Origin of the sequence: Streptococcus mitis (genome assembly GCF_023109515.1) — a bacterium.
GTDB lineage: Bacteria > Bacillota > Bacilli > Lactobacillales > Streptococcaceae > Streptococcus > Streptococcus mitis_CS.
The window spans coordinates 957,405-974,932 of the sequence record NZ_JALDUM010000001.1 but is presented as its reverse complement, the minus strand read 5'-3'; the positions used below and the strand labels follow the sequence as shown (position 1 = coordinate 974,932).

The following is a 17,528-nucleotide window of genomic DNA, read 5'->3' as shown; positions in this document are numbered from 1 at the left end:
ATTGGTTTATTAAATTTATGTTATAATGAATATAACAAAAACGTGAGAAGCTATTTTCGAAAATCTACCCAATATTGATTGAAGTATGCACATGCTAGGGTGATTTTATAGGAGGGGTGCCATCTACTGGAAAAGTAAGATAATACTCTTCGAAAATCAAATTCAAACCACGTCAGCTTCACCTTGCCGTACTCAAGTACAGCCTGCGGCTAGCTTCCTAGTTTGCTCTTTGATTTTCATTGAGTATAAAACGCAACAAATGATAAGTTATTCTTTATGTGAAGAGTTCTTATCTGCCGATTTACTAATCGTTATGGAGGTAACATTATGGGCGCTATTATGGAATTTGCGACAGAAAAACAGATTGCATCATTTCTATCAACTTGTCACATTGAAGGGCAAAAGAATTTTCTGATGGCCTTCAAGAAAAAGACATTGTTGAAATCCTTTTTTGATTTCTTCGTTGTAGGAGGAAGTTACTATGTTCAGTCAAGCGTGAAGCCTAAGATTCTGGCATTCACACCTAAGGGAATCTACTTGATGGACATCAGTGATATAACAGAAAATCATTCTAATCAAGTCGTAGAGATGCCTTGGAATCAAGTTCAAGATTTTACTTATAAGCCAGCCTTGAATACAGTTAGGCTGAATTGGAACTATCAAAATGAAGTCTATATTTTTTCCGTGGATGTCGGTCAGATTGGTCAGCATGTGGGCCAATATCAATTTAATAAAGACCATTATGACTATTTAGCCCAACACGATTTCTTTCGGTTAAAGTAAACTCTAGCAATCATTTTCACAAAAGAATCTGGAATATTTTCTGGATTCTTTTTAGCTTCACTAGCTAATACTCAATGAAAATCAAAGAGCAAACTAGGAAGCTAGCCGCAAGCTGTACTTGAGTACGGTAAGGCGACGCTGACGTGGTTTGAATTTGATTTTCGAAGAGTATAAGTCTATAGTTTAAAACTATAACCAGCTCTTGAAAAGAAGAAAATGAGTTGATGAAAATAAGTGGTACAATAGTTACTATAGATATGGAGGTATTGTATGAGCAAGGAATTACACATCAACACAATTTTGGCCCAGGCGGGTATCAAATCAGATGAAGCGACAGGTGCATTGGTGACACCGCTTCATTTTTCAACGACTTATCAGCATCCAGAGTTTGGTCAATCTACTGGATTTGACTATACGCGCACTAAAAACCCAACTCGCAGTAAGGCGGAAGAAGTCTTGGCGGCTATTGAGTCAGCAGACTATGCCCTAGCGACTAGCTCAGGTATGTCAGCTATTGTACTGGCCTTTAGCGTCTTTCCAGTAGGAAGTAAGGTCTTGGCTGTCCGTGACCTTTACGGTGGTTCTTTCCGCTGGTTCAATCAAGTGGAGCAGGAAGGCCGTTTCCATTTTACCTATGCCAATACAGAAGAAGAGCTGATTGCCGAGTTAGAAAAGGACGTAGATGTTCTCTATATCGAAACGCCAACCAATCCCTTGATGTTGGAATTTGATATCGAAAAACTAGCAAAGTTGGCTCATGCTAAGGGTGCCAAAGTAGTGGTGGACAATACCTTCTACAGCCCTATCTACCAACGTCCGATTGAAGATGGAGCAGATATCGTTCTCCATTCAGCAACCAAGTATCTAGCAGGGCACAATGATGTCTTGGCTGGAGTGGTTGTGACCAATAGTTTAGAACTATACGAGAAACTCTTTTACAATCTCAATACGACAGGGGCAGTTTTGTCACCATTTGACAGTTATCAATTGATTCGTGGTCTCAAAACCTTGTCTCTTCGTATGGAGCGCTCAACAGCCAACGCCCAAGAAGTGGTTGCCTTTTTGAAGGATTCTCCAGCAGTTAAGGAAGTTCTCTACACTGGTCGTGGAGGCATGATTTCCTTTAAAGTAGCCGATGAAACACGCATTCCTCATATTTTGAACAGTCTCAAGGTCTTCTCTTTTGCGGAAAGTCTAGGTGGGGTAGAAAGTCTCATTACTTATCCAACGACTCAAACTCACGCTGATATTCCAGCAGAAGTGCGCCATTCTTATGGTTTGACAGATGACCTTTTGCGCTTGTCAATTGGGATTGAGGATGCTAGAGATTTGATTGCAGATTTGCACCAAGCATTAGAAGGATAAGACAAAGATGGGAAAATATGATTTTACAAGCCTGCCAAACCGTTTAGGGCACCATACCTATAAATGGAAAGAAGCAGAAACGGATAGTGAAGTCCTACCAGCTTGGATAGCGGATATGGACTTTGTAGTCTTGCCTGAAATCCGCCAAGCCGTGCAGACTTACGCTGATCAACTGGTTTATGGTTATACCTATGCCAGTGAAGAGTTAATTAAGGAAGTTCAAAAGTGGGAAGCTACACAACACGGTTACCACTTTGATAAAGAGGCTCTTGTCTTTATCGAGGGTGTGGTACCAGCCATCTCAACAGCTATTCAAGCCTTTACAAAAGAAGGCGAAGCGGTTCTGATTAACACACCTGTCTATCCACCCTTTGCTCGCAGTGTCAAGTTGAACAACCGTAGATTGATTACCAATTCTTTGGTGGAAAAGGATGGTCTGTTTGAGATTGACTTTGATCAACTTGAAAAGGATTTGGTGGAAGAGGAGGTCAAACTCTATATCCTCTGCAACCCTCACAATCCTGGTGGACGTGTGTGGGAAAAAGAAGTCTTGGAAAAGATAGGCCAACTCTGCCAGAAACACGGTGTTTTCTTGGTTTCCGATGAGATTCACCAAGATTTGGCCCTCTTTGGTCACAAACACCAGTCTTTTAATACCATTAATCCAGCTTTTAAAGAATTTGCAATCGTCTTGAGCAGTGCCACTAAAACTTTTAACATCGCTGGGACAAAAAATTCCTATGCTGTCATTGAAAATCCTAAGTTGAGACTGGCTTACCAGAAACGCCAGTTGGCCAATAACCAGCATGAAATTTCAGGCTTGGGTTATTTGGCGACAGAAGCTGCTTATCGCTATGGGAAGGATTGGCTAGAGGAACTCAAGCAAGTCTTTGAAGATCATATTAATTATGTGGTAGATTTATTTGGAAAAGAGACTAAAATCAAGGTCATGAAACCGCAAGGGACCTACTTGATTTGGCTTGATTTTTCAGCCTATGACCTGACTGATGAAAAATTACAAGAGCTGTTGAGAAATGAAGCCAAGGTTATCCTCAACCGTGGTTTGGATTTTGGAGAGGAAGGAAGTCTCCATGCCCGTCTCAATGTAGCTATGCCTAAATCTCTGCTGCAAGAAGTGTGTCAGCGAATTGTGACGACTTTTGCCAAACGTTAAAAATCCAGCCTTCTAGGAGAAAAGTATCCCTAGAAGGCTATTTTCATAAGGGAAAATATGGTATAATAAAAAGATAAGGTAAAGGTAAAAAAATGGCTAAATTGATTCCGGGGAAAGTCCGTATCGAAGGCGTTGCCCTTTATGAAACTGGTAAAGTTGACATCATCAAGGAAAAGAATAATCGGCTCTACGCTCGCGTTGCAGAAGAAGAACTGCGCTATAGTTTAGAGGATGATTTGGTTTTTTGTGCCTGCGATTTTTTCCAAAAGAGGGGCTACTGTGTGCACTTGGCGGCTCTGGAGCATTTTTTGAAAAATGATGAGCGTGGTCAGGCAATCTTGCAAAGTCTGGAAGAAGGTCATGAAGAAAAAGAGGCCGTTGAAACCAAGGTGACCTTGGGCGGCAAATTTTTAGACCGAATCTTATCTCCAAAACCAGAACGAGCCTATGAATTGTCGGCTGTGGGTCAGGTTGAAGCAGGAACCAACCGTATCTTGTGGACCCTGAGAATCGGGCAAATTAATAGTCAAAAATACTATGTCATTCGGGATATTCCACTCTTTTTAAAAGTTGTCGAGAAGAGAAAACCTTATATGATTGGTAAGACCTATGAGGGGTCTCTATCTTGGGAAGCCTTTAATGAGGAAAGTCAAGAGCTTCTGGCTTTCTTACGCGGACTAACGGAAGAAGCACTTAGTCCAGAGCTTTTTTTCCAAAATCAAGGCCGGCACCTCTTTTTTCCTCTGACCTTTTTTGAGCAGGGTATGAATTTACTGATGACCTTGCCCTATTTTCAGTTTGACCATCAAGTGGATAGCTACCAAACCCTGCTCTTTCAGGATATGCATGCTGATGCCAATCTTTTTACCTTTACAGTAACAGAATACTCGGACTATTTTGAAATGGAAATCCATGAGAGTCCGAGGGTCAATGCCTTTTATCAGGGAGCTGTGCTTTTCCATAAAGGACAGGTTTATTTTCTAACAGACCAGCAGATGCGTCTTCTCAAGGAAATCAAAGCGCTGCCTTTGGATCAACATGGAAAGAAATACCTGCAATTTGATAGCAGTGACCGCGATAAGTTAGCTTCCTGTTTAACTCTTTTTAGCCAGATGGGGACCGTTTCAGCTCCAGAACGTCTACAAATTAAATCCTTTGCACCCTCTTTTTACTTTGACAGGGAAGAGGATAATCGGATTCGTTTGGAAATTCAGTTTGATTATGGAAATAGACAGGTATCTAGCCGACAAGAGCTAGAAGAATTGCCATTTTCGAGTGATGCTGATTTAGAAGAAAGAATTTTCCAAGTCTGTTTGGCAGCTGGATTTGAAGCAGACTTTCAATCTTGGCGTCAGGCCTTAAAAGCAGAGTCTGTCTATCATTTCTTCTATGAAATCATTCCAGTCTTTGAAAAACTCGGAAATGTTAATTTATCAGACAAGTTAGAAGAGCTTTATAGTCTAGCAAGCCCTCAAGTTCAGATTGCTTCCAAGGGAGGTCTCTTGGAAATCCAATTTGATTTTCAAGATATTGCCCAAGAGGAAATCGACCAAGCCATGCAGGCCTTGGTTGCCAATCAAGATTTTTATATTGATTCGTCTAATCAAGTCTACTTTTTTGATGAAGAAACCAAGAAAATTCGCCAAAATCTACAGGAACTGGGACAGTTTGAATTAAAAGATGGGGCCTTGCAGGCTCGAAAATCTTTGGCTTATAGTTTGGCTCATCTCTTTGAAGGGCGAGACCGTATTTCTTTTTCACAAGAATTCCAGAATTTGGCTCATGATTTGACGCATCCAGAGGACTTCCCTCGACAAGCAACTCAGGTCAAGGCTGACTTGCGAGATTATCAGGAAAAGGGAATCGGTTGGCTGCAGATGCTCCATTATTATGGTTTTGGTGGGATTTTGGCTGATGATATGGGACTTGGTAAAACACTTCAGACCATTGCATTTTTGACCAGTCAAGTGACAAAAGAAAGTAGAGTCTTGATTCTGGCTCCGTCGGGTTTGATTTACAACTGGGCGGACGAGTTTCAGAAATTTGCCCCACAGTTGGATGTGGCTGTTGTTCATGGTTTGAAAGCTAGTCGTGAAGAGATTCTTGCTGAAAGCCATCAAATCTATGTTACGAGCTATGCTACCTTCCGTCAGGATAGTGAGCTTTATCAGGGGATGGCCTTTGATTTCCTTTTTTTAGATGAGGCTCAGGTCATGAAAAATGCCCAGACCAAGATTGCCCAGACCTTGAGACAGTTTGTGGTACCGGCAGTTTTTGCCTTATCAGGGACACCGATTGAAAACCATCTGGGTGAGTTGTGGTCTATTTTCCAAATCGTCATGCCAGGACTTTTGCCAAGTAAGAAAGAATTTATGAAATTACCAGCTGAGCGCGTTGCTCAGTTTATTAAGCCTTTCGTTATGAGGCGCAAGAAAGAAGAAGTGCTGACTGAATTGCCAGACTTGATTGAAGTGGTTTATAAAAATGAACTGGAAGACCAGCAAAAGGCTATCTATCTAGCCCAGTTGCAACAGATGCGAGACCGTCTGTCTCAAGTGTCAGATCAGGAATTTCAGCGAAGTCGTGTGGAAATCTTGTCTGGTCTGATGCGCTTGCGTCAAATTTGTGACACTCCTGCCCTCTTTATGGAAGATTATCAGGGAGCCAGTGGCAAACTGGATAGTCTCCGAGATCTGCTGCTACAGGTGGCAGACGGCGGACACCGTGTCTTGATTTTCTCGCAGTTCAAGGGAATGTTGGAGAAAATTGAACAAGAACTGCCAGACTTGGGATTGACTTCCTTTAAAATTACGGGTTCAACCCCAGCCAAGGAAAGACAAGACATGACCAAAGCCTTTAACCAAGGGGAAAGAGATGCCTTTCTGATTTCCCTCAAGGCTGGTGGTGTCGGTCTGAATCTGACAGGTGCTGATACGGTTATTTTGGTTGACCTTTGGTGGAATCCTGCGGTGGAAGCGCAAGCCATTGGCCGTGCCCATCGGATGGGGCAGGAAGAAACGGTTGAGGTTTATCGCTTAGTGACCAGGGGAACCATTGAAGAAAAAATTCAGGAACTCCAAGAACAAAAGAAACATCTGGTGTCACAAGTATTGGATGGAACAGAGTCACGTGGCAGTCTCAGCCTAGCAGAAATTAGAGAAATTTTGGGAATTTCTGAAGCCAGCACTTGAAAAATCAAGACAATACGCTATAATGAAGTGTTGAAAGGAAATAGAAAATGAGAGAAGAACGATTTCCATTGGTGTCAGATGATGAGGTCATGCTGACTGAGATGCCGGTTATGGACCTCTACGATGAATCTGACTTTATCAGTAATATCAAGGGAGAATACTGTGATAAGAATTATCTGGAATGGGCCCCTATTACTGAAGAAAAACCAGTCAAACCGCTTGAAAAGCCAGTAGAGAAACCTAAGAAGGTTGGCTTAGGAGTAAAAAAAGAAGGAAAGAGCTATGCGGAGGTTGCACGTGAAGAAGCGCGTGCGGACTTGAAAAAGAAACGCTCAGCAAGTTATCTGACTAAGGATATTACTCCTACAAGACGCCCTTCTCAGCAACGTTTGGATAGACAGGGCAATCAACCTACCGCGCCTTTCCAAAAGGAAAATCCTGGTGAATTTGTTAAATATAGTCAAAAATTGACTCAGTCTCATTACATTTTGGCGGAAGAAGTTAGCAATATTTCGACTCAAGCTGAGCCAAAAGAAACTTCAGGACAAAAGAAAAACAACTATGATTTTTTGAAGAAGAGCCAAATCTACAATAAAAAGAATCAACAAAAAGAACAAGAACGTCGGGTTGCCCAAGAGTTGAATCTGACCAGAATTACAGAATAGGGGAGAAAACATGCCAAAGACATATCATTTTATCGGAATTAAGGGATCAGGGATGAGTGCCTTGGCCTTGATGTTGCACCAAATGGGGCATAAGGTTCAAGGATCAGATGTTGAAAAATACTACTTTACTCAACGTGGTCTTGAGCAGGCAGGGATTACCATTCTTCCTTTTGATGAAAAGAATCTAGACGGTGATATGGAAATTATCGCTGGAAATGCCTTTCGTCCAGATAACAACGTCGAAATTGCCTATGCGGACCAAAATGGCATTAGTTACAAACGCTACCATGAGTTCCTAGGTAGCTTTATGCGCGACTTTGTCAGCATGGGAGTTGCTGGAGCGCACGGCAAAACTTCAACGACAGGTATGTTGTCTCATGTCTTGTCTCACATTACAGATACTAGCTTTTTGATTGGGGATGGGACAGGTCGAGGATCAGCTAATGCCAAATATTTTGTCTTCGAATCTGACGAATATGAGCGCCACTTCATGCCTTACCACCCAGAATATTCTATCATCACTAACATTGACTTTGACCATCCAGACTATTTCACAAGTCTAGAGGATGTTTTCAATGCCTTTAACGACTATGCTAAACAAATTACCAAAGGTTTGTTTATCTACGGAGAAGATGCTGAATTGCGTAAGATTACGTCTGATGCACCAATTTATTATTATGGTTTTGAATCAGAAGGTAATGACTTTGTCGCTAGTGATCTTCTTCGTTCAACAACTGGTTCAACCTTCACAGTTCACTTCCGTGGACAAGAATTAGGGCAATTCCATATTCCAACCTTTGGTCGTCATAATATCATGAATGCGACAGCAGTGATTGGATTGCTTTACACAGCAGGATTTGATTTGAACTTGGTGCGTGAACACTTGAAAACATTTGCCGGTGTTAAGCGTCGTTTCACTGAGAAAATTGTCAATGACACAGTGATTATCGATGACTTTGCCCACCATCCAACAGAAATTATTGCAACCTTGGATGCGGCTCGTCAGAAATACCCAAGCAAGGAAATTGTTGCAGTCTTCCAACCGCATACTTTTACAAGAACAATTGCCTTGTTGGACGAATTTGCCCACGCTTTGAACCAAGCGGATGCAGTTTACCTAGCGCAAATTTATGGATCTGCTCGTGAAGTAGACCATGGTGATGTTAAGGTAGAAGACCTAGCCAATAAAATCACTAAGAAACACCAAGTGATCACTGTTGAAAATGTTTCTCCACTCCTAGACCATGACAATGCTGTTTACGTCTTTATGGGAGCAGGAGATATCCAAACCTATGAATACTCATTTGAGCGACTCTTGTCTAACTTGACAAGCAATGTTCAATAGGATTTTCCCATGGAAATTCCAATTAAGATCATTCAGGCAAGTAAGTCTGATTTGGCTGAGATAGAGGAACTTCAGGCTTCATCTTTTCCAGCTGAAAAGCAGCAACCTTCCCATATTTTAGAAGAAAGTATCCGTAAGTATGCGGATACCTTTCTTCTAGCTAGGGATGAAAATCAGCTTTTGGGCTATGTTCTAAGTGGTCCTCAGCCCCACAATCCGCAATGTCTAGAAATACATTCTTTAGTCATTGAGGCTGACCATCAGAGACAGGGCTTGGGAACGCTTCTTCTTGCGGCTTTGAAAGATGTGGCAGTTAAGCAGGATTACAAAGCTATCCGTTTGAAGAGTTCGGATGAGTTGCTTTCCTATTTTGAAATGAACGGTTTTATTGATGAAGAAGAGACAGATTCGCTTTATGCAGCTAGTCAAGATTTTAGTATGATTTGGTTTAATCTCTTTTTTAGGAGGCGAAATGGAAATTAGGAAAGCAAGATTAGAAGATTTGGATCGTATCGTTGAGATTGAACTAGAAAATTTCTCGATTGAAGAAGCCATTCCTCGCTCTGTTTTTGAAGCACATTTGCGAGAAATTCAGACCTCATTTCTGGTTGCAGAAAAAGAAGGCAGAATCATGGGGTATATAGAAGGACCAGTTGGCCCCCACCGTCATCTGCAAGACCAGTCCTTTACAGAGGAGATAGAAGACCATAGTCATGAGCCTGGTGGTTATATCTCTGTGACCTGTCTTTCTATTGCCAAGGAGGCACAGGGCCTTGGACTTGGCCAGAAATTATTAACAGCCTTGAAAGAGTTGGCGCTTGAACACGAAAGAGAAGGTATTAACCTAACCTGTCATGACTATCTCATCGCCTACTATGAAAAACATGGATTTGTCAATGAAGGCCAGTCCCAGTCAACCTTTGCAGGAGAAACCTGGTATGATATGGTCTGGGAAGCTAAAAAATAAGCTAGAAAAGCATGCTAGGTTGCTTTTCTTTCGTTTTTAAGATATAATATTATGGATTGTCAACGAGGAGGATAAACTTTTGAGTGAAAAGCCAAGAGAAGACGAAAAATTAAGCTTTAAAGAGCAGATTTTACGTGATTTAGAAAAAGTAAAACAATATGAAGGGATTCGTCAAGAGGCTGCTGAGCTGGCTGAGAAAAAAGAGGCCTTGTCTGTCCCTGAAACAAAAATTGCTGATGAAGAAGTGATGAACGCATCCCTATCAGCTGTCGAAAAAATTATGGAGAATGCACCACGTGTTCCACAGCATCCTAGTGAGGACGTGCCTGCATCACCAGCAGATGAACGAAGAGAGGAAGCTCCAATCGTTCCTAGTCATCCAAGTCAAGATGTTCCAGCTTCTCCAGCTGAAGAAAGTCCATCAAGACCGGTTCCGGGACCAGAAGTCATTCGTCCTAAAAAAGCTGAAAAAGATGTGAACACAACTCCAACAAGAGTAGCTGTTTCTTATAAGACTGAAGCACAAAAAGAGACACAAGCAGAAACGCCAAGACCAGAACCGGTTGTCGAAGCGGAAGCTGTTGAAGTGATTTCTGAAACTCCACGTCGTAGTCGTCGTGAGACAGTTAAACCTGTTAAGAAGAAAAAATCACATTTGAAGGCTTTCTTCATTTCTCTATTGATTTTCCTTGCCTTGATTTCTGCAGGTGGTTACTTCGGTTACCAGTATGTTCAATCATCTTTACTACCTGTAGATGCAAATTCTAAGGAATATGTAACGGTTCAAATCCCAGAAGGATCTAATGTCCAAGAGATTGGATCAACTCTTGAACATTCTGGTGTGATTAAACACGGTGTGATTTTTGCTTTTTATGCTAAATATAAGAATTATTCAGATCTGAAGGCTGGATATTACAATTTGCAAAAGAGCATGAGTACAGAGGATATCATCAAGGAACTTCAAAAAGGTGGTACTCCTGAACCTCAAGAACCGTCACTTGCAGATTTGACCATTCCAGAGGGCTATACAATTGAGCAAATTGCCCAAGCTGTAGGCCAATTACAAGGTGAATTCAAAGAACCTTTGACAGCGGAAGCTTTCTTGGCTAAAGTTCAAGATGACAACTTTATCAGTCAAGAAGTTGCTAAATATCCAAATCTACTCGAAAGCTTGCCAACGAAAGAAAGTGGAGTTCGTTACCGTTTGGAAGGTTATCTTTTCCCAGCGACCTACTCTATCAAGGAAAGCACAACTATTGAAAGCTTGATTGATGAGATGCTGGCAGCTATGGATAAGACTTTGACTCCGCACTATAGTGCAATCAAGTCTAAAAACTTGACAGTTAATGAATTGCTAACAATTGCTTCACTTGTTGAAAAAGAAGGTGCTAAGACTGAAGACCGTAAGTTGATTGCAGGTGTCTTCTACAATCGTTTGAACCTTGGTATGCCACTTCAAAGCAATATTGCAATCTTGTATGCCCAAGGGAAACTTGGCCAAAATATTAGCCTAGCAGATGATGCTGGAATTGACACATCGATTAATTCACCATATAATGTTTATACCAAACCTGGTTTGATGCCTGGTCCAGTAGATAGTCCAAGTCAGGACGCGATTGAAGCAAGTATCAACCAAACAAAGAGTGAGAACCTCTACTTTGTAGCAAATGTTACAGATGGTAAAGTCTATTACGCAGTGACACAGGAAGAACATGATCGTAATGTAGCTGAGCACGTCAATAGCAAGCTTACTCAAAATAGTAGTTCAAACTAAGACTACAAAAATGAGAATCTCAGATAGAGATTCAATACTATCGAAAGAAAGTTGAGAAAAATGGCAGAAAAAACATATCCTATGACCCTTGCGGAAAAGGAAAAACTTGAAAAAGAATTAGAAGAATTGAAATTGGTCCGCCGACCAGAAGTGGTAGAACGCATAAAGATTGCTCGTTCGTACGGTGACCTTTCAGAAAACAGTGAATACGAAGCAGCTAAGGATGAACAAGCCTTTGTCGAAGGACAAATCTCTAGCTTGGAAACAAAAATCCGTTATGCTGAAATCGTCAATAGCGACTCAGTTGCCCAAGACGAAGTAGCGATTGGTAAAACAGTTACTATCCAAGAAATTGGTGAGGACGAAGAAGAAGTTTATATTATCGTAGGTTCAGCTGGTGCAGATGCCTTTGCAGGAAAGGTTTCAAATGAAAGCCCAATTGGACAAGCCTTGATTGGCAAGAAAACAGGTGATACAGCAACAATTGAAACACCTGTTGGTAGCTATGATGTAAAAATTTTGAAGGTTGAAAAAACAGCCTAAAAATAGAAAAAAGGAGTGGGGAGGCAGTGCGCTTCACTCACTCCTTTTTCCATTTTAAATTGAATTGGAGACGTTATGAGTTCAAAGAAGAAAAAAAATAAGATGGAGCGTGGTCTAACCAATCGTCACGTACAGGTTATGGCCATTGCGGGAACAATCGGAACAGGACTCTTTTTGGGAGCAGGTCGCTCTATCAGCTTAACAGGTCCTTCCATTGTACTGATTTATATGATTACTGGAGCTTTCATGTTCCTCATGATGCGTGCGGTTGGGGAAATGCTCTACCAAGACCCTGAGCAACATACCTTTATCAACTTTATCACGCGCCATTTGGGTAAGGGCTGGGGTTATTTCTCAGTTTGGTCTTACTGGTTATCCGTTGTCTTTATCGGTATGGCGGAAATCACTGCTATCTCTCACTATGTTCAGTTTTGGTTCCCTAGCTGGCCAAGTTGGATGATTGAGATTGGATTTTTGACTATTCTAGCCTTAGTAAATCTGATTGCGGTGAAGCTCTTTGGGGAAGTTGAGTTTTGGTTTGCTATGGTCAAGATTGTGGCTATTTTAGCTATGATTGCCACAGGAGTCTTTATGGTCTTGACAGGCTTTAAGACACCACATGGAGTAGCAAGTTTGGCTAATATCACCGATAATTTCTCCCTATTCCCAAATGGTGGAGTAAACTTTGTCATGGCCTTCCAGATGGTTTTCTTTGCCTACCTCATGATTGAGTTTATTGGGGTAACGACTTCTGAAACAAAAAATCCTCGTCAGGTATTGCCAAAAGCTGTTAAGGAAATTCCATTACGTATTGCCTTTTTCTATGGAGGAGCCCTATTAGCCATCATGGCTATCATTCCGTGGCGTGAGCTTGCATCGGCTGATTCTCCCTTTGTTACAGTATTTGAATTGGCCGGTATCAAGTGGGCGGCAGCCTTAATTAACTTCGTCGTTTTGACCTCAGCAGCATCTGCTCTTAACTCAACCCTTTATTCAACAGGTCGTCACTTGTATCAGATTGCCCATGATTCACCAAACCCATTCTTAAAGGCTATTAAGGCAGATACCCTTTCTCGCCACAATGTGCCACAAAATGCCATCATCGCTTCAGCAATCTTGATTGCCCTAGCGGCCTTTATCAATGTCTTGCCAGGTGTTTCGGATGCCTTTGCCTTGATTACGGCATCATCATCAGGTGTTTATATCGCCATTTATATCTTGATTATGGTGGCTCACCTCAAGTATCGCAAATCACCAGACTTTATGGCGGATGGCTATCTCATGCCCCATTATCGTTTCCTAAATCCTTTAACCATGCTCTTCTTTGCCTTTGTCTTCGTAACCCTCTTTTTACAAGAGTCTACATTTGTAGGAGCAATCGGATCAGCTATCTGGATTATCGGTTTCGGGATTTATAGCCAGTGGAAATTTAGAAAATAGATTAATACTCAATGAAAATCAAAGAGCAAACTAGGAAGCTAGTCGCAGGCTGCTCAAAACACGGTTTTGAGGTTGTGGATAGAACTGACGAAGTCAGTAACATATATACGGCAAGGTGAAGCTGACGTGGTTTGAATTTGATTTTCGAAGAGTGTAAGGACTCATCAACTCAGGTTGGTGAGTTTTTGCTAGTTTGACAGTCTATTGAAATAAGACTATAATCAAGCTGTAACAGTATTTGAGGAGGTTTAGATGTACTTTAGATTGGAAAATAAGGAATCCCATAAATCACAAGAAATAGGGAATCTGATTCGTGCTTATAACCGTTCAAAAAGAGAAGAGGCTGAAAGTTAGCCACTTAATCTTTATGTCGAAGATGAGAAGTGCAATCTCCTAGCAGGTTTGATAGCTGAGACTTTTGGAAATTGGCTAGAAATCGAGTATTTATTTGTAAAAGAGGAACTGAGAGGGCAAGGGATCGGTTCAAAACTATTGCAGCAAGCAGAAACTGAAGCTAAGAATCGAAGCTGTCGTTTTGCTTTTGTCAATACTTACCAGTTTCAAGCTCCAGATTTTTATAAAAGGCATGGCTACAAGGAAGTCTTTACCTTACAAGACTATCCCTACATTGGGCAAAGATATTATTACCAAAAGAATCTGTAAGGTGAATATGAAGTGATAAGCTCGTACATGAGTATGGAGGTGGACTGATGGATATGAGTAACTATCGATAAATACAAGTTAGGACCTAGAAATTGTGTCTTTCTAGACGATATTTAAGACAAACCAATCGCAGCTGAGACATTAGATGTGAAAGCTTACCATGCCGTTGATATTTTGAAAAAATTGAATAAGCAGAAAACTCTCTATCTTTTTGTGGTAGAGAATTTTTTTATTAACAAAATATTACAAAATGACAGATATATGTTGCATTAAGTTAGATATATGATATAATAATGTTAAAAAGAGGCGCAACTTTTTAAAACTATAAGGAGGATGCAGGTGGCTAAAAATTTAAAATTAAAATTAGCTCGGGTAGAGCTTGATTTAACTCAAGGTCAACTGGCAGAGGCTGTCGGGGTGACGCGCCAGACTATTGGTTTGATAGAGGCGGGGAAATACAATCCCAGTCTCTCGCTCTGCCAGTCCATTTGCAGATGTTTAGGCAAAACTTTGGATCAATTATTTTGGGAGGAAGAAGATGAAAAATAGATTTTTTTATTATCAATTACTAGACGAAAGAGAAGAACAACTGATCAATAAAGCGGGGGCTGAAAGTTTCTATATCTCTATAGCTTTCTTGATTTTATCTTATATGATTGCAGTATTAGCACCAAGTCTTTTTAATCCGAGAATGATTCTCATCATTATCATTATTGGAACTTCTTACTTTTTCGGCCGTGCTCGAGATTTTGGTGTGAACTACTATAGTCGTTTTCATTTTACATTTTTAGGGTGTTTGCTGGTAACTCTTGCTATTACGACTCTTTTGATGTTGCAGAATTATCAATTTAACATAGAAATTTATCAGCACAATCCTTTGAACCTTAAATACTTATCTGCTTGGGTCATTACTTATCTGATTTATCTTCCTTGGGTTTTTATCGGTAATCTCGGCCTTAAAAGTTATGGAGAATGGGCTCAGAAAAAGTTTGAACAAGACATGGATGAACTGGAGAGCAGAGAATAGCTTGTTACTCTTTTCTCAATACAGCCAAAATGTGTTATAATAGTACTAATTTATTGGAATACATGAAAGTTCTTGAAAATTTTTATGTGTTTCTAGCTAAGGAAGTAGGAAAAGTATGTATCCAGATGATAGTTTGACATTGCACACGGACTTGTACCAGATTAACATGATGCAGGTTTACTTTGACCAAGGAATTCACAATAAAAAGGCGGTCTTTGAGGTTTATTTCCGCCAACAGCCTTTTAAGAATGGCTATGCGGTTTTTGCTGGTTTAGAAAGAATTGTGAGTTATCTTGAAGACTTGCGTTTTTCAGATAGTGATATCGCCTATTTGGAGTCGCTTGGCTATCAGGGGGCATTCTTGGACTATCTCCGCAATTTCAAGTTGGAGTTGACCGTTCGTTCTGCCCAAGAAGGGGATTTGGTTTTTGCTAATGAACCGATTGTGCAGGTGGAAGGCCCTCTAGTCCAATGTCAATTGGTCGAAACGGCCCTTTTGAACATCGTCAACTACCAGACCTTGGTGGCGACTAAGGCAGCTCGTATTCGTTCAGTCATTGAAGATGAACCTTTAATGGAGTTTGGGACACGTCGGGCGCAAGAGATGGATGCGGCTATCTGGGGAACACGCGCAGCGGTGATTGGTGGAGCCAATGGAACCAGCAATGTGCGTGCTGGTAAACTCTTTGATATTCCTGTCTTGGGGACTCACGCCCATGCCTTGGTACAGGTTTATGGTAACGACTATGAAGCTTTCAAGGCTTACGCTGCGACCCACAAAAACTGTGTCTTTCTTGTGGACACCTATGACACCCTTCGCATCGGGGTACCCGCTGCCATTCAGGTGGCGCGTGAGCTGGGTGACCAGATTAACTTTATGGGTGTGCGGATTGACTCTGGGGATATTGCTTACATTTCCAAGAAAGTTCGTCAGCAATTGGACGATGCTGGATTTACAGAGGCTAAGATTTATGCTTCAAATGATTTGGACGAAAATACCATCCTCAACCTCAAGATGCAAAAGGCCAAGATTGATGTCTGGGGCGTGGGAACTAAGCTGATTACAGCCTATGACCAGCCAGCTCTTGGGGCAGTTTATAAGATTGTTGCGATCGAAGATGAAAATGGGAACATGCGCAATACGATCAAGCTGTCAAATAATGCTGAAAAAGTGTCTACACCAGGTAAGAAGCAGGTGTGGCGCATTACCAGTCGTGAAAAAGGCAAGTCAGAAGGAGACTATATCACTTATGATGGCGTAGATGTTGCCAGCATGACAGAAATCAAGATGTTCCATCCGACTTATACCTACATCAAGAAGACGGTTCGTAATTTTGACGCTGTTCCTCTCTTGGTGGATATCTTTAAAAACGGGGAATTGATATACAAGCTGCCTAGCTTGACTGAGATTCAGGACTATGCTCGTAAGGAATTTGACAAGCTTTGGGATGAGTACAAGCGCGTGCTCAATCCGCAACACTATCCAGTGGATTTGGCGCGTGATGTATGGCAAGATAAGATGGACTTGATTGATAAGATGCGCAAGGAAGCCCTCGGCGAAGGAGAAGAAGAATGAGTTTGCAAGAAACGATTATCCAAGAACTGGGTGTCAAACCAGTGATTGATGCCCAGGAAGAAATCCGTCGTTCTATTGATTTCTTAAAGAGATATCTGAAAAAACATCCCTTCCTAAAAACCTTTGTACTAGGGATTTCTGGAGGACAAGACTCAACCTTAGCAGGACGATTGGCTCAACTGGCCATGGAAGAACTGCGAGCAGAAACGGGAGATGACAGCTACAAATTTATCGCTGTCCGCCTGCCTTATGGAGTGCAAGCTGATGAAGCAGATGCTCAAAAAGCCCTAGCCTTCATTCAGCCAGATATCAGTTTAGTGGTGAATATCAAGGAATCAGCTGATGCCATGACAGTTGCAGTTGAAGCGACAGGAAGCCCTGTTTCAGACTTCAACAAGGGCAATATCAAGGCTCGCTGCCGTATGATTGCTCAGTATGCCCTTGCTGGTTCCCATAGCGGAGCGGTCATTGGAACAGACCATGCTGCGGAAAATATCACAGGTTTCTTTACCAAGTTTGGTGACGGGGGTGCAGATATTCTCCCTCTTTACCGCCTCAATAAACGCCAAGGAAAACAACTCTTACAGGAACTTGGTGCAGACCCAGCCCTTTATGAAAAAATCCCAACAGCAGACCTAGAAGAAGACAAACCAGGTCTAGCTGATGAAGTAGCCCTCGGAGTCACTTATGAAGAGATTGACGACTACCTAGAAGGCAAAACAATCAGCCCAGAAGCCCAAGCGACTATTGAAAACTGGTGGCACAAAGGCCAACATAAACGCCACCTACCAATCACCGTCTTTGATGACTTTTGGGAGTGAAAACCTCCAGTGGAGGTTTTCAGCCCGAGTCTAGAAACGGGAAAACGAGGAACCTCCAGTGGAGGTTTTTACCCCTAGCATGGAAACAAGTAAGCTAGGAAGTCCAGTGGACCTTTTTAGCTTATTACCTTGAAATTCAACAGCAAAACAAATTTCAATGCTGACTGGACAGAGAATCATCTATTAGAAAGCGA

At 41.5% G+C, this 17,528-nt stretch carries 15 protein-coding genes and 1 pseudogene; all 16 read left to right on the top strand.

Translation table 11 applies throughout. The features are described from left to right. Positions 1 to 327 precede the first annotated feature (327 nt). Positions 328 to 783 carry a hypothetical protein gene (locus tag M1G05_RS04840; protein ID WP_247953228.1) on the top strand — a complete coding sequence of 152 codons (456 nt, stop codon included), beginning with the start codon at positions 328 to 330 and terminating at the stop codon, positions 781 to 783. 270 nt (positions 784 to 1,053) lie between these two features. Beyond that, positions 1,054 to 2,148: a cystathionine gamma-synthase gene (locus M1G05_RS04835; RefSeq protein ID WP_101784546.1), complete on the top strand. Its 1,095-nt coding sequence runs from the start codon at positions 1,054 to 1,056 to the stop codon at positions 2,146 to 2,148. A gap of 7 nt (positions 2,149 to 2,155) precedes the next feature. Then, the gene (locus M1G05_RS04830) at positions 2,156 to 3,322 is read left to right on the top strand and encodes a MalY/PatB family protein (RefSeq protein WP_060627816.1); all 1,167 of its coding nucleotides are present in this window, start codon (positions 2,156 to 2,158) and stop codon (positions 3,320 to 3,322) included. A 92-nt stretch (positions 3,323 to 3,414) separates the two neighbouring features. Next, entirely contained in the window at positions 3,415 to 6,513 is a 3,099-nt protein-coding gene (locus tag M1G05_RS04825; protein WP_247953227.1) for a pilus expression-regulating Snf2 family helicase, read from the top strand. A gap of 47 nt (positions 6,514 to 6,560) precedes the next feature. Then, the gene (locus tag M1G05_RS04820; protein WP_247953226.1) at positions 6,561 to 7,178 is read left to right on the top strand and encodes a divisome accessory protein ZapJ; all 618 of its coding nucleotides are present in this window, start codon (positions 6,561 to 6,563) and stop codon (positions 7,176 to 7,178) included. A 10-nt stretch (positions 7,179 to 7,188) separates the two neighbouring features. Continuing rightward, positions 7,189 to 8,523, top strand: a complete 1,335-nt coding sequence (murC, locus tag M1G05_RS04815; protein WP_247953225.1) for a UDP-N-acetylmuramate--L-alanine ligase — start codon at positions 7,189 to 7,191, stop codon at positions 8,521 to 8,523. A 9-nt stretch (positions 8,524 to 8,532) separates the two neighbouring features. Next, a complete protein-coding gene (locus tag M1G05_RS04810) occupies positions 8,533 to 9,006 on the top strand; it encodes a GNAT family N-acetyltransferase (RefSeq protein WP_024057419.1) in 474 nt (157 codons plus the stop codon). Continuing rightward, a complete protein-coding gene (locus tag M1G05_RS04805; protein ID WP_247953224.1) occupies positions 8,996 to 9,490 on the top strand; it encodes a GNAT family N-acetyltransferase in 495 nt (164 codons plus the stop codon). Before M1G05_RS04810 ends, M1G05_RS04805 begins: the two co-directional genes overlap by 11 nt. Positions 9,491 to 9,569: 79 nt before the next feature. Continuing rightward, positions 9,570 to 11,264 (top strand): endolytic transglycosylase MltG, encoded by a 1,695-nt coding sequence (gene mltG, locus M1G05_RS04800; RefSeq protein ID WP_247953223.1) that lies wholly within the window; start codon positions 9,570 to 9,572, stop codon positions 11,262 to 11,264. A gap of 60 nt (positions 11,265 to 11,324) precedes the next feature. After that, positions 11,325 to 11,807 carry a transcription elongation factor GreA gene (gene greA, locus M1G05_RS04795; protein WP_000818750.1) on the top strand — a complete coding sequence of 161 codons (483 nt, stop codon included), beginning with the start codon at positions 11,325 to 11,327 and terminating at the stop codon, positions 11,805 to 11,807. 75 nt (positions 11,808 to 11,882) lie between these two features. Further along, positions 11,883 to 13,247: an amino acid permease gene (locus tag M1G05_RS04790; RefSeq protein WP_023947824.1), complete on the top strand. Its 1,365-nt coding sequence runs from the start codon at positions 11,883 to 11,885 to the stop codon at positions 13,245 to 13,247. Between the two features lie 252 nt (positions 13,248 to 13,499). After that, positions 13,500 to 13,910 (top strand): annotated as a pseudogene (locus M1G05_RS04785) (GNAT family N-acetyltransferase). Between the two features lie 339 nt (positions 13,911 to 14,249). Further along, positions 14,250 to 14,459: a helix-turn-helix transcriptional regulator gene (locus tag M1G05_RS04780; RefSeq protein WP_001812672.1), complete on the top strand. Its 210-nt coding sequence runs from the start codon at positions 14,250 to 14,252 to the stop codon at positions 14,457 to 14,459. Beyond that, positions 14,449 to 14,937, top strand: a complete 489-nt coding sequence (locus M1G05_RS04775; RefSeq protein ID WP_247953222.1) for a DUF6773 family protein — start codon at positions 14,449 to 14,451, stop codon at positions 14,935 to 14,937. The genes M1G05_RS04780 and M1G05_RS04775 overlap by 11 nt, the downstream gene beginning before the upstream one ends. Positions 14,938 to 15,052: 115 nt before the next feature. Next, on the top strand, positions 15,053 to 16,513 hold the full coding sequence (locus tag M1G05_RS04770; protein WP_247953221.1) for a nicotinate phosphoribosyltransferase: 1,461 nt from the start codon (positions 15,053 to 15,055) through the stop codon (positions 16,511 to 16,513). Further along, positions 16,510 to 17,334, top strand: a complete 825-nt coding sequence (gene nadE / locus M1G05_RS04765; RefSeq protein WP_247953220.1) for an ammonia-dependent NAD(+) synthetase — start codon at positions 16,510 to 16,512, stop codon at positions 17,332 to 17,334. The genes M1G05_RS04770 and nadE overlap by 4 nt, the downstream gene beginning before the upstream one ends. Positions 17,335 to 17,528 lie beyond the last annotated feature (194 nt).